General features: G+C 40.4%; 27 protein-coding genes. 26 read left to right on the forward strand and 1 reads right to left on the reverse strand.

What is annotated here, in order from left to right:
- The first annotated feature begins 17 nt into the window (after nt 1-17).
- The 24 genes from AC4E8D_RS12295 (at nt 18) to AC4E8D_RS12410 (ending at nt 17,439) form a co-directional block, all read left to right on the forward strand.
- Nucleotides 18-515: a metallophosphoesterase family protein gene (locus AC4E8D_RS12295; protein ID WP_221825166.1), complete on the forward strand. Its 498-nt coding sequence runs from the start codon at nt 18-20 to the stop codon at nt 513-515.
- Nucleotides 516-857: 342 nt separating this feature from the next.
- Nucleotides 858-1,772: a sugar phosphate isomerase/epimerase family protein gene (locus AC4E8D_RS12300; protein ID WP_221825222.1), complete on the forward strand. Its 915-nt coding sequence runs from the start codon at nt 858-860 to the stop codon at nt 1,770-1,772.
- On the forward strand, nt 1,769-2,941 hold the full coding sequence (locus AC4E8D_RS12305; RefSeq protein ID WP_221825164.1) for a Gfo/Idh/MocA family protein: 1,173 nt from the start codon (nt 1,769-1,771) through the stop codon (nt 2,939-2,941). The genes AC4E8D_RS12300 and AC4E8D_RS12305 overlap by 4 nt, the downstream gene beginning before the upstream one ends.
- Nucleotides 2,942-2,999: 58 nt before the next feature.
- Entirely contained in the window at nt 3,000-4,097 is a 1,098-nt protein-coding gene (locus AC4E8D_RS12310; protein ID WP_221825162.1) for a Gfo/Idh/MocA family protein, read from the forward strand.
- A gap of 283 nt (nt 4,098-4,380) precedes the next feature.
- On the forward strand, nt 4,381-5,280 hold the full coding sequence (locus tag AC4E8D_RS12315; protein ID WP_221825160.1) for a GIY-YIG nuclease family protein: 900 nt from the start codon (nt 4,381-4,383) through the stop codon (nt 5,278-5,280).
- Between the two features lie 253 nt (nt 5,281-5,533).
- Nucleotides 5,534-6,160, forward strand: a complete 627-nt coding sequence (locus AC4E8D_RS12320) for a Type 1 glutamine amidotransferase-like domain-containing protein (RefSeq protein ID WP_221825157.1) — start codon at nt 5,534-5,536, stop codon at nt 6,158-6,160.
- 219 nt (nt 6,161-6,379) lie between these two features.
- Complete coding sequence (locus AC4E8D_RS12325) at nt 6,380-7,159, forward strand: Cof-type HAD-IIB family hydrolase (RefSeq protein ID WP_221825154.1); 780 nt, start codon at nt 6,380-6,382, stop codon at nt 7,157-7,159.
- A gap of 201 nt (nt 7,160-7,360) precedes the next feature.
- The gene (locus AC4E8D_RS12330; protein ID WP_221825152.1) at nt 7,361-8,128 is read left to right on the forward strand and encodes a nucleotidyltransferase domain-containing protein; all 768 of its coding nucleotides are present in this window, start codon (nt 7,361-7,363) and stop codon (nt 8,126-8,128) included.
- A gap of 266 nt (nt 8,129-8,394) precedes the next feature.
- Nucleotides 8,395-8,718 carry a hypothetical protein gene (locus AC4E8D_RS12335; protein WP_221825150.1) on the forward strand — a complete coding sequence of 108 codons (324 nt, stop codon included), beginning with the start codon at nt 8,395-8,397 and terminating at the stop codon, nt 8,716-8,718.
- 199 nt (nt 8,719-8,917) lie between these two features.
- Nucleotides 8,918-9,418 (forward strand): DUF7674 family protein, encoded by a 501-nt coding sequence (locus tag AC4E8D_RS12340; RefSeq protein WP_260633028.1) that lies wholly within the window; start codon nt 8,918-8,920, stop codon nt 9,416-9,418.
- An 86-nt stretch (nt 9,419-9,504) separates the two neighbouring features.
- On the forward strand, nt 9,505-9,906 hold the full coding sequence (locus AC4E8D_RS12345) for a GNAT family N-acetyltransferase (protein WP_076249971.1): 402 nt from the start codon (nt 9,505-9,507) through the stop codon (nt 9,904-9,906).
- A 102-nt stretch (nt 9,907-10,008) separates the two neighbouring features.
- Nucleotides 10,009-10,212: a helix-turn-helix domain-containing protein gene (locus AC4E8D_RS12350; protein WP_079346583.1), complete on the forward strand. Its 204-nt coding sequence runs from the start codon at nt 10,009-10,011 to the stop codon at nt 10,210-10,212.
- Between the two features lie 199 nt (nt 10,213-10,411).
- Nucleotides 10,412-10,936: a P-loop NTPase family protein gene (locus tag AC4E8D_RS12355; RefSeq protein ID WP_221825149.1), complete on the forward strand. Its 525-nt coding sequence runs from the start codon at nt 10,412-10,414 to the stop codon at nt 10,934-10,936.
- An 86-nt stretch (nt 10,937-11,022) separates the two neighbouring features.
- Nucleotides 11,023-11,451 (forward strand): hypothetical protein, encoded by a 429-nt coding sequence (locus AC4E8D_RS12360; RefSeq protein ID WP_221825148.1) that lies wholly within the window; start codon nt 11,023-11,025, stop codon nt 11,449-11,451.
- Nucleotides 11,452-11,504: 53 nt separating this feature from the next.
- Nucleotides 11,505-11,906 carry an NUDIX hydrolase gene (locus AC4E8D_RS12365; RefSeq protein WP_221825147.1) on the forward strand — a complete coding sequence of 134 codons (402 nt, stop codon included), beginning with the start codon at nt 11,505-11,507 and terminating at the stop codon, nt 11,904-11,906.
- A 300-nt stretch (nt 11,907-12,206) separates the two neighbouring features.
- Nucleotides 12,207-12,734, forward strand: coding sequence for a YfiT family bacillithiol transferase (locus AC4E8D_RS12370; RefSeq protein WP_221825146.1), 528 nt, complete (start codon nt 12,207-12,209; stop codon nt 12,732-12,734).
- Nucleotides 12,735-12,916: 182 nt separating this feature from the next.
- A complete protein-coding gene (locus tag AC4E8D_RS12375; RefSeq protein ID WP_221825145.1) occupies nt 12,917-13,471 on the forward strand; it encodes a helicase in 555 nt (184 codons plus the stop codon).
- Nucleotides 13,472-13,513: 42 nt separating this feature from the next.
- Complete coding sequence (locus AC4E8D_RS12380; RefSeq protein WP_221825144.1) at nt 13,514-14,170, forward strand: DUF4367 domain-containing protein; 657 nt, start codon at nt 13,514-13,516, stop codon at nt 14,168-14,170.
- A gap of 31 nt (nt 14,171-14,201) precedes the next feature.
- Nucleotides 14,202-14,684 carry a DinB family protein gene (locus AC4E8D_RS12385; protein WP_221825143.1) on the forward strand — a complete coding sequence of 161 codons (483 nt, stop codon included), beginning with the start codon at nt 14,202-14,204 and terminating at the stop codon, nt 14,682-14,684.
- Between the two features lie 53 nt (nt 14,685-14,737).
- Complete coding sequence (locus AC4E8D_RS12390) at nt 14,738-15,277, forward strand: phosphotransferase-like protein (RefSeq protein ID WP_221825142.1); 540 nt, start codon at nt 14,738-14,740, stop codon at nt 15,275-15,277.
- Nucleotides 15,278-15,361: 84 nt separating this feature from the next.
- Entirely contained in the window at nt 15,362-16,150 is a 789-nt protein-coding gene (locus AC4E8D_RS12395) for an AAC(3) family N-acetyltransferase (RefSeq protein WP_339307939.1), read from the forward strand.
- A 35-nt stretch (nt 16,151-16,185) separates the two neighbouring features.
- On the forward strand, nt 16,186-16,665 hold the full coding sequence (locus AC4E8D_RS12400) for a DinB family protein (RefSeq protein ID WP_339307941.1): 480 nt from the start codon (nt 16,186-16,188) through the stop codon (nt 16,663-16,665).
- 12 nt (nt 16,666-16,677) lie between these two features.
- Nucleotides 16,678-16,812, forward strand: coding sequence for a hypothetical protein (locus AC4E8D_RS12405; RefSeq protein WP_260633027.1), 135 nt, complete (start codon nt 16,678-16,680; stop codon nt 16,810-16,812).
- Nucleotides 16,813-16,857: 45 nt separating this feature from the next.
- Nucleotides 16,858-17,439 (forward strand): HAD-IA family hydrolase, encoded by a 582-nt coding sequence (locus tag AC4E8D_RS12410; protein WP_339307943.1) that lies wholly within the window; start codon nt 16,858-16,860, stop codon nt 17,437-17,439.
- A 39-nt stretch (nt 17,440-17,478) separates the two neighbouring features.
- Here AC4E8D_RS12410 and AC4E8D_RS12415 read toward each other — a convergent pair whose 3' ends face one another.
- Complete coding sequence (locus AC4E8D_RS12415; protein ID WP_339307945.1) at nt 17,479-17,928, reverse strand: DUF1569 domain-containing protein; 450 nt, start codon at nt 17,926-17,928, stop codon at nt 17,479-17,481.
- 157 nt (nt 17,929-18,085) lie between these two features.
- Here AC4E8D_RS12415 and AC4E8D_RS12420 point away from each other — a divergent pair, with 157 nt between their 5' ends.
- Both AC4E8D_RS12420 and AC4E8D_RS12425 read left to right on the forward strand, forming a co-directional pair.
- On the forward strand, nt 18,086-18,256 hold the full coding sequence (locus AC4E8D_RS12420; protein WP_339307947.1) for a class I SAM-dependent methyltransferase: 171 nt from the start codon (nt 18,086-18,088) through the stop codon (nt 18,254-18,256).
- 78 nt (nt 18,257-18,334) lie between these two features.
- Entirely contained in the window at nt 18,335-19,075 is a 741-nt protein-coding gene (locus AC4E8D_RS12425; protein WP_490206257.1) for a methyltransferase domain-containing protein, read from the forward strand.
- Nucleotides 19,076-19,103: the final 28 nt, after the last annotated feature.

A 19,103-nucleotide genomic window follows, 5' to 3' on the forward strand; every position in this document is an offset into this window, starting at 1 on the left:
GAAAGGTGGGTTGTTATATGAAAATTGTAGTCATCTCTGACACGCATTGTTCACGTAAATCACGGAAGTTACCGACTAGGCTCCTGGATGTATTGCCGAGTGCAGATCTCATTCTTCATGCCGGTGACTGGTCGGATTGGAGTGTATACCCATTGCTTAGTGAGTATGCACCAGTTGAAGGTGTAGCGGGTAATACGGACCCGTCCGAAATCGCTGAAAAACTGGGATATTCCCGTATTGTTGAAGTGGAAGGGCTTCGTCTGGGTCTTGTGCACGGTCATCTGGGATCAAAGGGTACGGAGCAGAATGCGATTCATACCTTTGCAGGCCAGCATGTGGATGCTGTAATCTACGGACACTCACACATCCCGGTGATGCATACCGTCGATAACACGCTGGTATTTAATCCGGGGTCGCCTACGGATCGGCGTTTTCAGAAACAATACTCATTTGGCATCATGACAATAGATCAGGGGAAAATACAGGCTGAACATGTATTCTTTGATCGGGATTAGAGAGATAATGCGCGGGTTGCAAGTTGGACGAGTACAAGAACCAGAACCAGCTACTGAAGTGGCGACTGGATAACTGATAGGGAACCTTTTCCTTAAATTTCATCTTATATATATGATTATTGTACAAGGCATCTTTGAGCAGAATTCAAATCTGTTCCAGGGATGTCTTTTTTGATTTTTGATCACATCATTCTCTTGGAAGTTATCTCTGAATGGGGAATGTGCTCTGTTCGTTATCTGTCATTCATCTGTTGGCGTTTTTCCCTATGGTGACGTTCAGTGGAGTGATACAATGCCTTTACGACATGAAATGAATACGTTTACATAAGGAGATGGATCATGATGAAACTGTCTGTATTCACGGTGGCTACCCCTGATCTGAATGCAGAAGAATTGGCATCGGCTGCGGCAGCAGCAGGGATTGATGGAATTGAGTGGAGATTCCGTGGAATTCCTGAAGATGCTATGTCTGAAGAGCCTTCTTACTGGAGAAATAATCGATGTTCTGTAGATCCGAGTCGCTGGGAGGAACAGGTTCCTGTTTTTCGTGAAGCAGCGTTAGGGCAAGGTAGGAAATCCATTGCACTTGTGCCGTATCTGAACTGTGGAGATCTGTCTGCCACTGAGCAGGCGTTTCAGGCTGCTGCTGGTTTAGGAGCTTCAATGATGCGTGTGGGTGTTCCTGGATATGATCGCAAGACCAGTTATCCTGAGTTGTATCGTAAAGCTGTTGATTACCTGAGTGAAGTACAGGATATGGCCAAACAGTACAACATCAAGGCGATTGTAGAGACACATCATCAGACGATAGCACCGACGGCATCGCTGGCCTATCGGCTTGTGCAATCACTCGACCCGCAGCATGTGGGTGTATTGTACGATCCAGGCAATATGGTACATGAAGGATATGAGAATCATCGTATGGGACTTGAGTTGCTGGGGCCTTATCTGGCTCATGTACATGTAAAAAATGCCGGGTGGTTTGAAGCAGAAGGGAAAGATTCGCAAAAGGCTAATGTGACTGAGAAAAGCAGCAGAGTGGCTCTGAATACAGCCTGGAAATGTCAGTGGACACCGCTGACTAAAGGCATGGTCGATTGGGTACAGATGGTGCGAGATCTTCGTGCCGTTGGGTATGACGGTTACTACGGAATTGAGGACTTTAGTGGTGCCTTGGAATCCAAGGCGATGTTACAGCATTTTGCAGACGTTTTCGCCGAAATCGAGCGTCGTGTGGACGAGGAGGAGCAGTCATGAGTATCGTACGAGTAGCGGTGATTGGCATTGGAAACATGGGAGCAGCACATGCCAGAACGTTGGTGGCTGGAGAAGTACCCGGTGCAGAGCTGGTCGCCGTATGTGATGTAAGAAGAGAGATGGAGAGCTGGGTATCCAGTCATCTTCCGGCAACGGTAACCTATTGGCAGGATGCAGAGCAGATGATGGCTTCGGGTACGATTGATGCAGTCATTATTGCAACGCCGCACTATGATCATCCGGAACAGGCCATTCAGGCGTTCCAGCATGGCTTGCATGTCATGATTGAGAAGCCAGCAGGTGTGTATACAAAACAGGTACGCAAGATGAATGAAGCGGCCGCAGCCAGCGGTAAAGTCTTTTCCATGATGTACAACCAGCGGACCAACCCACTCTATATTAAACTGAGAGACTTGATTGCTTCAGGGGAACTGGGAGAGGTACGGCGTACCAACTGGATTATTACGAACTGGTATCGATCCCAAAGTTACTATGATTCCGGCGGCTGGCGGGCAACATGGGCAGGTGAAGGGGGCGGTGTACTGATTAACCAAGACCCCCATCAACTGGATCTGTGGCAGTGGACCATCGGCATGATGCCGGTACGAATGCGTGCTTTCTGTTCGTTTGGCAAGTATCGGAACATTGAAGTGGAAGATGATGTAACGGCTTATGTGGAGTATGAAAATGGAGCAACAGGTGTCTTTGTAACGACCACTGGCGAAGCACCGGGTACCAATCGATTCGAGGTCAACGGAGACCGAGGTAAAATCGTGATCGAAGATGGAAAACTTACGTTCTGGCGACTTCGGGAATCTGAGCCTGAATTCAATCAGCGGTTTACCGGAGGTTTTGGACAGCCAGAATGCTGGAAATGTGAAATCCCGATTACAGGTGTGGAAACGGGTCACCCGGGTCTGATTCGTAACTGGGTTGATGCGATTCTTACAGGCGCACCACTTATTGCTCCCGGTGAGGATGGTATACACGGATTGACGTTATCCAACGCTATGCTGCTGTCTACCTGGACGGATAACTGGGTCGATCTGCCGATCGATGAGGATCTGTTCTACGAGCATCTGCAGGAACGCATTGCTGGTTCAACGACGAAGAAAGACAAGGCATTCAGTGGCAGTCAACCTGCTGATTTGAGTCAGACGTTTAAATGAAGATGATATATAAGACGAGTTCATTGTAATCAACATTTTATAATAAGGATGGGATGACATGGCTAAAGATGGGATGTTTTATGCACCAAAAAGCGTTACAAAAGAGGTCGTATGTGGTCCGGGTGAGTTCACGATTGCTGCTGTTGCGCTGGATCATGGACACATCTACGGCATGGTTGGGGCATTGTTGGAGGCTGGAGCTACTCTCAAGTGGGTGTATGATCCGGACCCGGCGAAGGTGGAGGCATTTCGGAAGCAGTTCCCACAGGCTCAAGTCGCTGGATCTGAAGCGGAGGTGCTTGCAGACGATGAGGTGTTATTGGTGGCAAGTGCAGCGATCCCTTCAGATCGTGCGCCGCTTGGCATGAGAGTATTGGCCGCAGGCAAGGATTATTTTACAGACAAAGCCCCATTTACCACGCTGGAGCAATTAAAGCTTGCACGAGAAGAAGTGAAGCGAACGGGCAAAAAGTATATGGTGTATTACAGTGAACGACTGCATGTAGAAAGTGCGATCTATGCGGGGCAGCTCATCGAACAAGGGGCAATCGGCAAAGTAGTGCAAGTTATGGGTACAGGCCCGCATCGCCTGAATGCTGGAGGAAGACCCGACTGGTTCTTCAAGCATGAGCAGTATGGCGGTATTCTCTGTGATATCGGGAGTCACCAGATCGAACAATTTCTGACGTTTGCATCATGTACGGACGCTGAGGTAGGGTTCAGTCGTGTGCATAACTTCAATCACCCACAGTTCCCGGAACTGGAGGACTTCGGCGAAGCTTCTCTGATTGGTGATAACGGAGCTTCCGGTTACTTCCGAGTGGACTGGTTCACACCGGATGGTCTGGGCACATGGGGTGATGGGCGTACAGTTATTCTGGGAACGGACGGTTATATCGAGCTGCGGAAGTATATCGATGTAGCGAGAGAACCGGAAGGAGATCAGGTCTATCTGGTAAACCATGAAGGCGAGTTTCGCTACAGCGTGAAGGGCAAGGTCGGTTATCCGTTCTTTGGTCAACTGATTCGCGATTGTCTGGATCGCACCGAGACAGCCATGACACAAGAACATGCATTCAAAGCGGCAGAACTCTGCCTGATTGCACAACATAAAGCGATGAGCGAACGCGTGGTGTGGAGTAGCGGAGCGAAGTAAATGTTTTAGGTGAAGGGGAGCAAAGGTTGATTACTGAAGGTTATGAGTAAAGTTGAGCGAAGAAAGAGCAGCCCAAATGTAAAACTGCATCCAACAGGTTAGTCTTTTCTAACAAATGGAGCAGTTCGCACTGGGGCTGCTTTTTTTGAGTATGTTCGTGACTTCGCAGATGGATTAATATGGGTTATATTATATGTAGTTCGGATATTGTTTGATAAGAGAGATATTTACGAAGTTCGTAGATATGATGTTATGAGAAATCAAATTAAAGGGGAAACCAAGAGTGGGAAAAAAACTAACTATATTTCTTGTGGATGGGTCAGAAACAGGGCCTAGAACAATTGAAATCGGTAATTGGTCAGGTAAGGCTTTATATTCACAGCGTTCTTCTTTGCCTAAAATCATAGAGCGACCCGAATTTAATAGACCAGGAGTCTACATTCTAAAATCTTTACCTAACAACGAAAACTATAATGAACGCATATACATAGGTGAAGCAGAGAATCTTAAAAAGAGATTAAAGCAACACTTAGCGGATTCAGATAAGGATTTTATCGAAATTGTAGCCTTTATAAGCAAGGATGGAATGCTTACTAAATCTCATATCAAGTATTTAGAATCTCGAATTATTTCTTTATCTAAGGATGCGAAAACAGCCGAAATTGATAATGCTGTACAGCCTGAGTTAACAACTCTCCCTGAAGCTGATATTTCAGATATGGAATACTTTTTAGAGCAGATGAAGTTGATTTTTCCAGTAGTTAATTTTATGTTCTTGGTTCCTTCTACCCTTAAACAATCAAATGATAATGTAATTTCATCACCTCCGGTTAGTAGTGATATCATATACACGCTAAAAAGCAAAAGAGCTTCTGCTAAATTGATAGAAACTGAAAAAGGCTATGTAGTTCTATCTGGATCTCAAAGCTGTAAACAGACGTCAAGTTCAATTTCCGAGGGATGGATCAAGCAGAGAAACAAATTGATAGAAACTGGAGTTCTGATTGATGGCGGGGAATTTTATATATTTAATGAGAATGCGATTTTCTCCAGTATCAGTGCAGCGACTGCTGTAGTATTAGGCCGTCAAGCAGCAGGCCCTGTAGAGTGGATAGATGTTAACGGAAGAACGTTTAAGCAAAATCAAGAAAAGAAATTTGAAAGTGAAAGCAATGAAGAGTAATTTGACATCTCATAACATAATATTCTAGCAGCGGCTCCTGATGGAGCCTAGCTCTGCGGGAAGGATATCGAAGAGGGATTTCAGCAGACAACCACTGCTACGGTTACCCCTTGGTCAAAATGATGTTTTTGGCAGGGGAGTTGATTTATGTGACAACTTGCTGCGTAAGTTTGTGAACACAAAAAAGTTAGCAAAAATCAGGGGAATGCTTAATTAAAAGATTGATAACTATTAGTTAAGGACGGGGATTAAAATGAGTAGCTTGTTACTAACCTCTTGTGGTTTTTATACTGAAGATATTAAAAATCAATTTCTGGATTTTATTGATGGAGATATTTCTCAATTAAAAGTCTCAATTATTACAACAGCATCCCCTAGAAAAGAAACTAATAGATATGCACAAAGTGCGATGCAAGAGTTTAAGGACATGGGATTTCAACATATCAATTTTGTAGATATTGAATTTGATGACCCGCAAATTCTCTTACATAGAGATGTTATATATATCAATGGTGGAAATCCATTTACTTTATTGTATTACGCTAAGAAAAGTGGTGCTGATAAAATTATTAAAACACTGGCCGCACAGAATGTAATTATAGTTGGAGTAAGTGCTGGAACGTTATTACTGGGGCCGAATATTAACATTGTCGATTTCTTTACTCCACAGATGAACACAATGGATTTAACGGATTTTAAGGCATTAGGTGTAACCGACAAGCTTATTTTCCCTCACTATGACAGAGAGGACGTATTTAAAGATAGTTCTAATAAAACAATTGAAGAGAGAATATTAGAATTTGAATGCAATGAGAAATGTAAGGTGACAAGGCTTAAAGATGAAGAATATATCTCAATCTTAATGAACCAAGCACATTGAAAGTAGCTCGAAGAAGCCCCTAAAATCTTGCCAACACCGTATTCACACTGCGGGGCTAAGCCCCTTGGTCTGTCAGTGGGGTTTCGAGGAAGTAGTATCCAGTAGACAACTCCTGTGAGGCTAAGTCTTCGACCTAGTCGCTCCTTTAAGTCTCTCGGGTTCGTGAATACAACAACGGTAAATAAAATAACGAAGTAGTTTATATTGGGAGTTGATTCATTGAAGTATTCAACTGTAGTTCTTGACTTGGACGGAACATTATTAAATTCAAAAAAAGAAGTATCTAAGAGAAACGCAGATGTGGTCTTATCTTGTTATCAGAAAGGAATAAGAATAATATTTGCAACAGCTCGACCGCCGAGGGCGGTTAATTGGTTGCTTCCACAAGGATTAGTAGATATCGGGGCTTTTGTATATTACAACGGAGCTCAAGTGATATGTAAGGAAACCAAGATAGAAATTAATGAATCAATCCCTGCTAATGTAACTACAGAAATTCTTGATTACTGTTTGAAGTGTGGCCCTCAAGTTGAGTTGACTATGGAAGTGAAGGATGAGTGGTTTAGTTTAAGAGAGCTTGATTATATTAGCTCAATGAACACACAATCAAACCCCATAGTAAAACCCTTAAAAGAATTAAAGCAATATGATGCTACGAAGATACTTCTGACTGGCAATAATCACAATCCTGGATTGTTTGAAAAATTCGAGGGTAGAGTGAATATACTAATTACGGATAATAATAAATTAGTACAAATCATGCCTCTTCTGGCATCTAAGGAAATGGCAATTACTAAACTCTGTGAATTATATAATGTAGAATGGGATTCCGTTATTGTATTTGGTGATGATCATAATGATGTAGGCCTCTTTAAGATGGCGGGATATTCTATTGCTATGGGAAATGCGATTAGGGAATTGAAGGAAATCGCTGATGAAATAACCGTTAATAATGATGAAAACGGTGTTGCTGTAAGTCTAGAAAGATTTTGTGGGTAACTCAAGGTTACTTTATCTCACAGTACATTCATACACCGTCGCACTTGCTCCTCGGTCGCCAAGAAGGATATCGGAGAAGTTGATTAAGGCGACACATTCAATCAGCTAAGTCTATTGACTCGTTCCCTACGGTAAGCTGCTTGAACGTCAGGAATACAACAACGTTAGCCGAAACAAGTTCTTATTTTAGGAGGAGTCTATATGATATTAGAAAAAGTTATAAATAGAATTACAATACAAAGTGAATATAAGGATTTGGTTGATAAGTATATAGATCATATACTTAACGAATTTAAAGGTAAGATTCATAGCATTTATATGTGTGGCTCGATTCCAAAAGGAACAGCTCAACCTTTTAAGTCAGATGCAGACTTTACTATTGTATGTGCAAATCCCGAAGATATTGATTACGAAAGATTGTCAATGATTAAAGACAGGCTTTTGGAAGAATATCCATTCGTTACTAAGATGGATACGATCATTTGCTCGATTGATGATGTATTAAGTAGACCGAATGATTGGGGTTTTTGGATTAAGATCATTTGTGTTTGTATACATGGGGAGGACATTGGTGAAAAAGTACCCCCGATCAACATTTCTCAAGAATTCATTTTAGACTTAAATACAGATACCAAGGAGGAAGTAGATCGTGTACATCGATCACTTTCTAATGTTAGTGATCACGCAATGAAAACTAGATATATTAAAGGTTACTCTAAGAGATTAATTCGTGCATTATACTCTTTGGTTTTAGAAGATACAGGGGTATGGGAAGATGAAATCATTAAGATGAAGAATGCCATATTAAACTATTGTGAGATTAACTCCGCTTTAGTTGAGTATCTGTATGCTTGTTACTTGGATAGCGATGTATCTGCTGAACAGTTTCTGGAAATCGCAGATGAAGTATATCGCTATTTTGAGAACGCTTTAAATACAATGGCTGCTTCTAGAAATTCATTTGGCTAACAATATATTGAAGAGTTTTAGAATGTAATTCAATGATGCCGGCAACAGCGGATAACATTGTTTTCACCCATCGTACTCCAATACTGTCCTTCGGTCACCAGAAGGTAAGGAACCAGGAAGCGGTGTCAGGCGATCACCCCTGCACTGGCAAAGTGGCGGAGCCACTCGGCCTACCTACCTTATGCCATTGAGGCGTCGTGAATGCACGAACGTTATGCGAAAGGCCGAAGAACGTATAAACCATGAAAATTTAAAGGATGAAAGAAATGAGTAAGAAGACATATCTTGTGAATATAGCTTATCTAATTGACTTAACTGACGAAGAATATAAAGAAATCGATGGGGATTTGACTCCTGTACTAGAAAATGAAATTACAATAAGGAGAGATTTGAAATTACATTGGGAGAGCAGTTCCTCTGTATATCTCGATCCAGAAGCAATGAATTGCGGAAGATGCGCAAAATGTAATTCATGGGCAACTGATAGAGAAAAGCCAAATCATATTGATGAACTCAATAACGGAGCTGTTGTTGAAGGGCAATTACTTTGTGATGAGTGTTTGCCAGAGGAGCATAGATGGGCCTTCTAAAAATGGATAATGGTTAGTAATTCGCAGAAGTCTGATCCATCTCACTCTTCGAGTCATTCGGAGCTCGGTCCGGCCAAAGTAAGATGAGGATTCGGAGAAGTATTTGGTAGCTGCAGGGAAGTGGAATCAGCTGTACACATCCGCACCGACTAAGCGCATCACGCCCAGCGACTTCGTCTCTTAAAGTCGGTGGGACGTCGTGAATACAAGAACATTAGCAAAAACCTCTGTTAAGAACTGTGTTAAAGAACAGAATCAAATACAAAAATTTTCAGACTTGCGTCATCGTAATTCAAAGACAGTTTATACAGAGGAGTGGGGATTCATGATTAGAAAATCGGAGGAATTTTTAAAGATAATGTTAAATTTCTTCCCTTCCACTAGTACTGATTATAAAAAATCAATTGAGAATCACGGTATGGTATTAGAAACTGTCATAATTGAGGGAATATTCATGCCGGAGATTATTAAGTTATTAAGCGAGAATAGAAATAACAAGCTTCTAGAAAGTATTTTTGATTATTTTGAAGAAGTATCTAATTGCAAAGATGATTACTTAATTGATAGCATTTTTTCAGTTACGGTATCGGAAATATTGGGTAACGACGAAAAGATTCTTAGGGCTGCACAAGAGTATATGGGACCTAAAACCATGCAACTTCAATTAGAGGCTGATAGAGGATTAGGTAGGATTAGATAGAAGCTGATTAACGTGGCGGGACATCGTGGATATAAGAACGGTTATCCAATACTACCAATCAAAACAACAAGCATAGGAGCAATATTATGACAATTATTTTCAAAGAAATAAAAGACATTGATACACAGGCAATTCAAGAACTGTTTCATTCGGTGGACTGGAAATCAGGAGATTTCCCAGAAGATCTTAGACAAGCAATAAATAACTCGCATACGGTTATTACTGCATGGGATGATAACAAATTAGTTGGTTTAATAAATGCATTGTCTGACGGCGTGATGACAGTATATTTTCATTACATGTTAGTACACAAAGAATATCAATCATTAGGAATTGGAAAGAGAATGATGGAACAAATGCTTAGTCGATATTCTAATATCAAGACAAAAGTGCTTATATCTTATGATAGTGCAGAAAAATTCTATGGATTATTTGGATTTAAGCCAGAAGAAGGAACTAAAGCCATGTTTATTTCAGATATGGTATAGCATTGAAGTAAAGATTCCGATCAGATGAGAATTGATTATAGATGAATTTGTTTTTGAGAAGGTCCTATATAAAGCTTGAATTCGGATATGAAGGGATACCAGATGATAAGTTATAAACCATTTCAAAAATTATTGATTGACAGGGAGATTAAGAAGCAGGATTTATTGAAAATGACGGGGATTTCATCGGCAACGATGGCAAAACTTAATACGAATGAGTATGTATCGTTAGAAGTAATCGATAAATTATGTACGGCATTGGGATGCCAGCCTGGAGATCTATTGGAGCATATAGCAGATCAATGATGGGATGATAACATCTGCTGGTTACTCAAAGTTGAGATTCCGTCGTATGACATAAAGCAACGGCTCCTAACGGAGCCTAGGTCTGCTAAGTGGATTTCGAAGTTGATATTATGGTAGACGCCTCCGAGTTTGTTGAACTGCATAAAAACAGGAAGGTGATTAGAAATCACTGCAATAAATTAAAGAGGAGAAGCTAATTATGTCTAGACCTTTAAGAATTCATATTATAGGTTCAACCGGTAGCGGGAAAACATATCTTGGTCAAGTTTTATCAGAGAAATTAAATATAAAATATTACGAACTGGATACAGTCATGTGGAGCAGTAGAGTGGAATTTTCAGGAAAGAACCCTCCAGACATGAGAGATAAATTACTACATAAAATAATTGATAATGATAGTTGGATTGTAGAGGGAGTATATTATAAATGGCTTTCTGATAGCTTTTCAAGAGCAGATGTAATTTATTACCTAGACACTAATGTATTGATTCGACATTTTAGAATTATCATGAGATTTGTTAAACAAAGAATAGGCGCAGAAAGATCTATATACAAGCAAACATTAAGAGGACTAATTGAAATGCTTATTTGGAATCATAAATTCAATAGTACAAATCGGAAAGAAATCTGTAGTTTCTTGTCCCCTTATAAAGACAAAGTGATAATCTTAAAAACCAACAGGCAAATGATAAGTTTACTCAATGAAGGCAGTGAAATCACATAACTCCGCATTCACACACCCAGCATACGCTGGGTCTTATATACAGAAAAGTATGTGAAATCGACGAAACTATTTAATGAGGGTGAACGATGAAGATAATAAGAGATAGGGAAGAACTTGAAGGAACTGGTTATATTGAAGTTTTACCCGGGAAGTACCTAGGGCAATGTTGGAATGAGAACTCAATTTACTTTGATGAAGAAGTATTCGGCTATATAGAGAAATCAATAGAAAATATATTTTCTGGATATGATCATTATGCATTTAACGAAATACATCGGAAAACGTGGGAGGTGATCCTTGAGGATTTGAAAACGTTTGCTAATCTCCTTGATGAAAAAGTAACAATGGAATTAATAAATGAACATGTATATTTCTTCTTTGGCAGTTCTAAAGATGAGTTTCAACAAGATTTTCTCAATAATGTTCAGAGACTTCGTGAATTAATCATAGAGTTTGTTGTATGGATTAAAGAGCAATTAACAACAAAAGATTATGTTTCAGTTCTAGGAATTTAGCTATAGCTATTAGAGGACGAGTGGTTATTTAAACCAACATAGGAGGAATTAGAATGAAATTTATCGTTTCTGCAAGTGTAATCGTTCTCAATGAACATAATGAGATTTTACTTATGAAAGGTCGAAGAGGTTGGGAAATGCCTCAAGGTTGTGTTGAAGAAGGAGAGACTATTAGGCAGGCAGCAGTTCGAGAAGTGAAAGAGGAAACAGGAATTGACATCGAATTAATTAAATTTTGTGGTTTGTATCAGAACATAACGCGTGGCGTATGCAACAATATATTTACTGGAAAACCGATTGGTGGAGCTTTAACTACCAGTGATGAAAGTGAAGAGGTGGGCTACTTTACTTTAGAAGAAGTTGGGCAAATGATAACATGGGGAAATTTCTATGACAGAATTCATAATGCACTTGATGAGAAAAGCCATCCTTTTTTGATTGAATTTTCAGAATAAGATCACTCATTATGGTAGACTCCACCTTAAAGTCGCTCCTCTCTTGCTTGGTGATGTTCTGGACAAGCACCATTCTACCCAAGATAGGGGCGCTTCTTATATAATTGTACCTTCGTAACTCAGGTTTAATTGTGCTAGTTTTCTAATCCAAATACAGATATGAGAGTAGTGTAATATAAGGAGCAGCCCGAGAATAAAGGTTGCTTCTTTTTTGCTTTTATACTTCGCAAATGGAACATTGTGGGTTATATTGGATATGATTTGGTTCTATAGTAGAGAAATGGAGAGAGGTGGTCAACCTTGGATGAAAATATACGCTTTCCGATAGGACACTTTGAGCCAAATCTTAAACTCTCTAATGAGGAAAGAATCCACATCATTGATCAAATTCCCGGAATTACGAAGACCATAAGAGAGGTTACAGAACATCTCAATGATGATCAACTTTGTACTCCTTATCGTGATGGCGGTTGGACGATTACACAGATTGTGCACCACCTTGCGGACAATGACATGAACGCTTATATCAGATTTAAGAGAGCGTTAACTGAGGATGAACCGATGGCAAGCTCATATCGAGAGGATTTATGGGCATCATTACATCATTACAGGAATACGCCCATCGAAGATTCAATTTTGCTGATGGAGATACTGCACAAGCGATTTCTCACGCTGTTGTATAGTTTACATCTCGATCAGTTTAGACGAAAACTCCGAACAGAAGTGTTAGGTACAATTTCATTGGATATCGCCCTTCAAAGATTTGTATGGCACGGGCAGCATCATATTGCTCAAATTAAATCTTGTATAACATCGCAGAGGTGGTAGGGTTTTATACATCTCAAGTGTGGAGGTAACATAATGGGAAATTGTGAATTGAATTTCTGAGGAGCCTTGGGCTGCTGCTATCAATTACCTAGGATTAGTATGTAAACGGATTCAGAACTAGATGAGTGACTGCGTTTTAAATATAAAGTCAAATAGAAGTAATCTTGATTAGGGGGATACGGATGTTGATTGAAGATGAAAAAGTATACCCTGATTGCGCAGTTGAAATAAGAATAGTAGACGTTGGCGGATTAACAAAACCACAGCTTATACAGAAACTGGACCAACACTCTATTTTATTGAATAAATATGGAGAACAGTTGTTAAATGATGAGAGATTTATAGTTTCCAGTACAAAGCGAAGCTTGCAAACGGTTGAGTTGACCGTCAGACAACTTGGATTTTCGGATGGTGCTACGACTTTTCAGCTCTTTCGAAGAGCAAATGATCTTGGGTTGGAATGTTGTCCGGTTGAGTTAGGTCCTTATCTAAGAATGCAATATTTAGATCAGCCTGAGATATGTTCTACCAATATTTCAGAGGGTAACAAAGCTCCGTCCGGCTCCATTACGATAGCATCTGCAACCCTTACGGAGGATAATGAATTTCCAAAAGGTTTTTATCTCAGACGAATAAACGACAAGTTATGGTTACGAGGATATCTTGCCGACGATTTGCATATTTGGAGTCCTCATGATCGTTTTATCTTCTGTAGGTCTCAGCTTTCTATAGCATGAAGATCAGAAAGGTATTTTTGAAAACAAAGGAGTGAAAGAACAATGGATATCAAAAACAAAAGCGGAGATGTGCTTGGAAAGATTCAAATTGAATCCTTACGCAATGATCATGCGATTGACCGAATCGTCATTGACTTAAAGCCTGGTGACGGGAAGGCGATTTACACCGCAGATGTTATAGAGAATCAATTCACGCAACAGACCAATTATGCAGCCATTCCATGGGAAGATGGTCTGGAGCTATTGCAACGGCATTACTCTCCATGGCAGCCGAAATTTCCGATTGATTCTGATATAGATGCCATTCATGTATTTTATGGATTTGATAATTTAACTTCGCAAGAAATCGATGAAATGATTGAAGAAAGTAACAGGTCAGGCAGAAATGTAGTGATACGAGAATTGAAGCCCAATAAGAAGGTTGTGGGCATCAGCATCACGTATAAAGAATACGGTGGTTATAAACTTAATATTTTCGGGACAACAAAGAGCCGGATCGCATTGTCTGATCATGATGGTACTAAGGTTAAACAGGTAGCCATACGTGGCGTCCAAGCATTTTATATTTTCAATAACGAAACTTCCCAATTGATATGGATCGAAGAGGATGTGCATGGGAAGGCGTTGCAATACGAGATCATTGGCAGAAATATGTCAGAAGATCTTGTGATGAAGATTGCGAAGTCAATGAACGGATAAATGATGATATTAATCTGAGTGAGGTGCAACGATGAGTTACAAAACTATTCTCATAGACCAATTAAACGCTTGTTATCATGACAAGAGCTGGTTTATACCGCTTCATGATATTTTGACAGACCTCAATGCGGCGGAAGCCTCTTATGTAAAGAATGAGGGAGAGCATTCCATTTGGGCGATCGTCAATCATCTTATTTTCTGGAATGAGAAGTGGCTTGAGAGATATATTGCCGAACAGGTCAACGGGCAGAATTCAGTGAATAATGAGGATACATTCGACATAGATACGTCTAACCTGAATGATGTGGAGTGGCGCAAGACATTACATAGACTGAAAACCGTGTTTAGTGATTGGAACAGGGCACTCGAAGATAGTGAAGAACATAAATTGACCCGTGAAATCCCTGCCTATTTCAACGCGCCATGGTGGGGAGTTGTATCAAATCTATGTATTCATAATGCCTATCATATTGGCCAGATCATGCTGCTCAAAAAATCAATGAAACACACGTAGTACATGCTGTATTACGTTTATAAAATTATACTTAAGCAAGGAAGATGACTATCATGGAAAAAGGCAAAATTATATTTTTGAACGGTGTAACCAGTTCTGGTAAAACTTCAATTGTAGAGGCGATGCAATCATACGATGATCCGTTTTTCTATGTTGTGGCTAATGATTTATTTGAAAATACGATTGGTGATAAACATCTTCAGACGGATTACTGGAAGTATCTGAGTGAAGCGATTGTAATGATGTATCATACGGCAAAAGTATTTTCATACCATGGAAAGCATGTTCTGATTGATGGCATTCTTGTGGAAAGACCGGAGCTCGCGCCGCATTATGAACAAGTCAAACAGATTTTTGAAGGGTATCCACTGGATATCGTTGAACTGCACTGTCCTCTCGATATCTGTCGTCAGCGTAACATTGAGCGTGGTGATCGCAGAGAAGAGCAATCGGATGAGCAACATCAAATTATGGCCCAAAACATCAACTATAGCTATTCGATTGATACAAGTATGAACACACCGGAAGAATGTGCAGAGAAGATTATTGCAGCGCTGTTCAAGCCCCATCATGAACCATTGAAAAATATGTAAAAATTATATTACGAAGCTGTAGCGGAATCGATATCTAGTGACAACTTTGTCTGCTTTGGTCTGGAGGATTAAATGAGGATTTCAATGGAGTTACAAACAAGAAAAAGTGTAGTTAATGATTTAAAGGCAATGGGGATAAGGAAGGGCATGACGATAATCGTTCATGCCTCCTTCAAAGCAATAGGTAAGGTTATAGGCGGCCCGGTAAGTGTTATTTTAGCTCTGGAAGAAGCCGTTGGAACCAATGGAACCATTGTCATGCCCACTCAAACAGAACATCTTTGTGAACCTTCAGAGCATGACGCGAACCTGTCCTCAGCGGAAATTGAGTTCATCAAAGACAATATGCCTATTTATTATCCTGATTTAACCCCAACCTCGTATATGGGTATCATTCCTGAGGTGTTTCGGAAGCAAGATGGTGTGTTTCGAAGCTCACATCCGCACATGTCTTTTGCTGCCTGGGGGAAAGAGGCAAAACGGATAATGGAAGATCACAACTTGCATTATGCATTAAATGAGAAATCTCCGTTAGGAAAAATCTATGATTTGAGTGGATACATTCTGTTACTTGGTGCGCCTACAAATAGTAACACCTCCTTGCACCTGGCTGAATATAAACAGCAGAATTCATTTGTTAAGCAAAAAATCTGGGGAGTAAAAATGCTGGTGGATGGACTTGAGCAATGGACTACATACCATGATATTAACAATGAATCAGATGATTTTGAATTGATTTTTAATGAGTTTAAGATCCAAACTAACGCTGTTACCGAAGGAATGGTAGGGGAAGCTGTGAGTTATCTGATACCCCAAAGAGAGATGGTTGATTATGCTTTGGGATGGATGAATCGGAACCGAAGAGAGCAGTGAATCATCTCAAAAAGAAAGAAGGGGGAAATGTAATCATGACCAAAGAAATTGAACATTTGCTTCAAACTTTTGAAGAATGGGCGTTGTTTGTCAAGACGATGAATCATCTCAAGGAGAAGACCTGGAATTCCAGCATGGAAGAAGGGAAGTGGACGATTAAATCCATCGTCAACCACATGATGTTATGGGATCGATATTTTTACAAAGAAGCGATTGAGAAGATTGCTCTGAAGCAGGCAGTTACGTTGAAACATATGAATTTTGAAGAGTTTAATCGCAAAGCTATTGAGTACGGTAACCGCACTGAGACGTCTGAAATCGTAAATAAGGCTATCACGTACCGCCATAAAATTATGAATGACATTCGAGGGTTATCGGAAGAACAGCTTCATCAGACGTATTTGGACGCAGAGGATAACGTATTTTATATTCCCCAATACCTTAAAGATTTTATATGGCATGACCAGCATCATATGGAACCGTTGAAGAAATATCTTGCCAACCTTGAAGCGTAAAGGATTAAGCAGATGGGTGAGTTGTACGGACTAGATCGAGTGGAAGCGATTGCACTTGGAAGCGCGGTAATTGACCTGCGTATCACCCAAATTGTGAATGGCGTGAAGGGTGTGCATGCTGTCCTTCCGCATGATGCTTTTAAGTAACTTAAGGCCTGTTATACGTTGTATTAGAACTTGGGGGTCGATAAAATGAAAGGCAGACCACAGATCGTTTTAGATATCGCAGGGGTTTTGTTAAGTAATATGTCGTTGACGTGCTGGAAAGATATGAGTGAGGAAACCAACCTATCGGCAGAATCTTTGAAAGTACATTTTGCAGGAATCAAACGAAAGCTCTGGACAGGAATGATGAGGGAAGAAGAGTTCTGGCAATCGTTGAAGGAGATGTATCCCGAATTATCAATAAGCCGAGCGAAGGACATCTTATACAATTCAATCGGTCCCTTACCAGCCGCTCAATACCTTGAGCGATGGAGTGAGTCCGCCGATATCCATCTACTCAGCAATCATTGTAAGGAATGGATTGAGCCGAATCTGAGCTGTTTAAGCTCATTTACCAAAAGTGTAACCATCTCTAATCAAGTGGGTTTATGCAAACCTGAGATTGAGATATACCAACGGGTCAAAACCCTCCTGGCAGCTGGAGAAGAGGTTCTATTTATAGATGATCAAGAGAAAAATTTACATTCTGCTAAGCTACTTGGTTGGAGGACTTTACTGGCTGACGAAGAAGGAGATTGGGTTAATGAAGTTGAGTCATTGCTAATTTAGAATGTAATCCAGAAACCAATCAGTTCCGAATATTACCTGCTAAACTCCAAATTGTTTTAGATGATGATCTAAATGCTTGTATATGCCTTTACCCCATTGCTCGGCTGTTAATTTTCCGAAGAAGGGATGGGGGTGGCGGGAGAATTTTTCTGAAGCACCTTGTTGAAAGATATTAATCTGCTGCTCAAGCTTTTCTTTTTCTGCCATAAACTGTCGTTGGTCATCAATAATGATTGTCGGGATCGTAGACATATTATGGGGCAAGGGCTTGTCATTATAAAACATTGGTTTTGCGAACCGTCCTATAAGTCTCCCAAGTAATCCTCTAGGTGGAAAAGCATTTCCTAAGGGAATATCATGAAATGCTGAACAGTGAGCCAGCATTTGAGAGACCTGCATCGTGCCCCATTCAGGGATGGAGTTTTCACTAAGTTGAGCCATGCGCTCTGTAATTTCAGCAGCATTGATCGTATCAAATATGCTTTTCACAAGAACACCTCAGTCCTCTAGGATATAAAATTTGAACTTAAACTATCATCATTCTCTTATTGAAAGGTTTATCCTCTTACTATCAAGAATAATAAGATATGGTAAGTTTAGTCAATGTATTATAGGAAAACCACAATTGAAATCGGAGGATGCGAACTTGGAAAATAAGGAAACGTTTAATCTCGTAGCAGATGAATATGAACGATATAGACCCGTCTATCCGAGTGAAATGTTTGATGATATTTTTACATACCTGAATCTTAATAAAGAGGATTCCATTCTTGAGATTGGTTGTGGGACAAGCCACAGGGGAACAATTGAATCATAAGGATGTTCAACATACAGTATCCAAACGGCAGTTTTAAGTTTACAAGAGGAATTAGAGAGGTTAAAGATGCAGGCGATAATGGGGTGGTCCAAAGAGTTCCGAAATCTAGAATGGTATGGTTTGAAAAATGGAATCCGTGTATTGGAGGTTGGAAGCGGACCAGGTTACATTACAGAGCAATTATTGAACAGTCTGCCGGACAGCGAGCTTACCTCACTTGAGATTGATCATTCACTGCAAGCACAAGCCAAAGAACGGCTGAAAGATATTCCTTCCACGCGATTACAATTTGTAGAGTCTTCCATCTACCAGATGGATCTGCCTGATGATTCTTTTGATTTTGTCGTGGCAAGACTGATCTTTCTTCACTTGAACAATCCAAACGAAGCTGCAAAAGAGATATATCGTGTACTGAAGCCTGGCGGCCGTCTTGCCATTATTGATGTGGATGACGGCGTTTTTGGAGCAGTGAATCCTGATGTTCCTGCTTTGCATACGGTATTAATGAAAATTTCGGACTATGTGGCACAACACGGCGGTAACCGTTTAATTGGTAGAAGTCTGCCGCGTCTCCTTTCTGAGAGCGGATACATCAATGTTGACATTGATTCCGTCCTTCAACATAGTGATCTGTTAGGCATAGAAGGCTTTAAGCAGCAGTTTAATCTTAATCGTTTTGTACATTTTGCTGAAAAAGGTGTGATCAGTTCGGAGGAATTTGCTCAGCTGCAACACGCTTCTGAAGCGATAAATCATTCGCCGGAAGCCTATGCCATGATGAATTTCATTACAGCTTGCGGCACGAAGCCATTGACATAGCTGGGTTGAAACTAATTAGGGACGGAGG

It is taken from the genome of Paenibacillus sp. SRL342 (assembly GCF_984798905.1).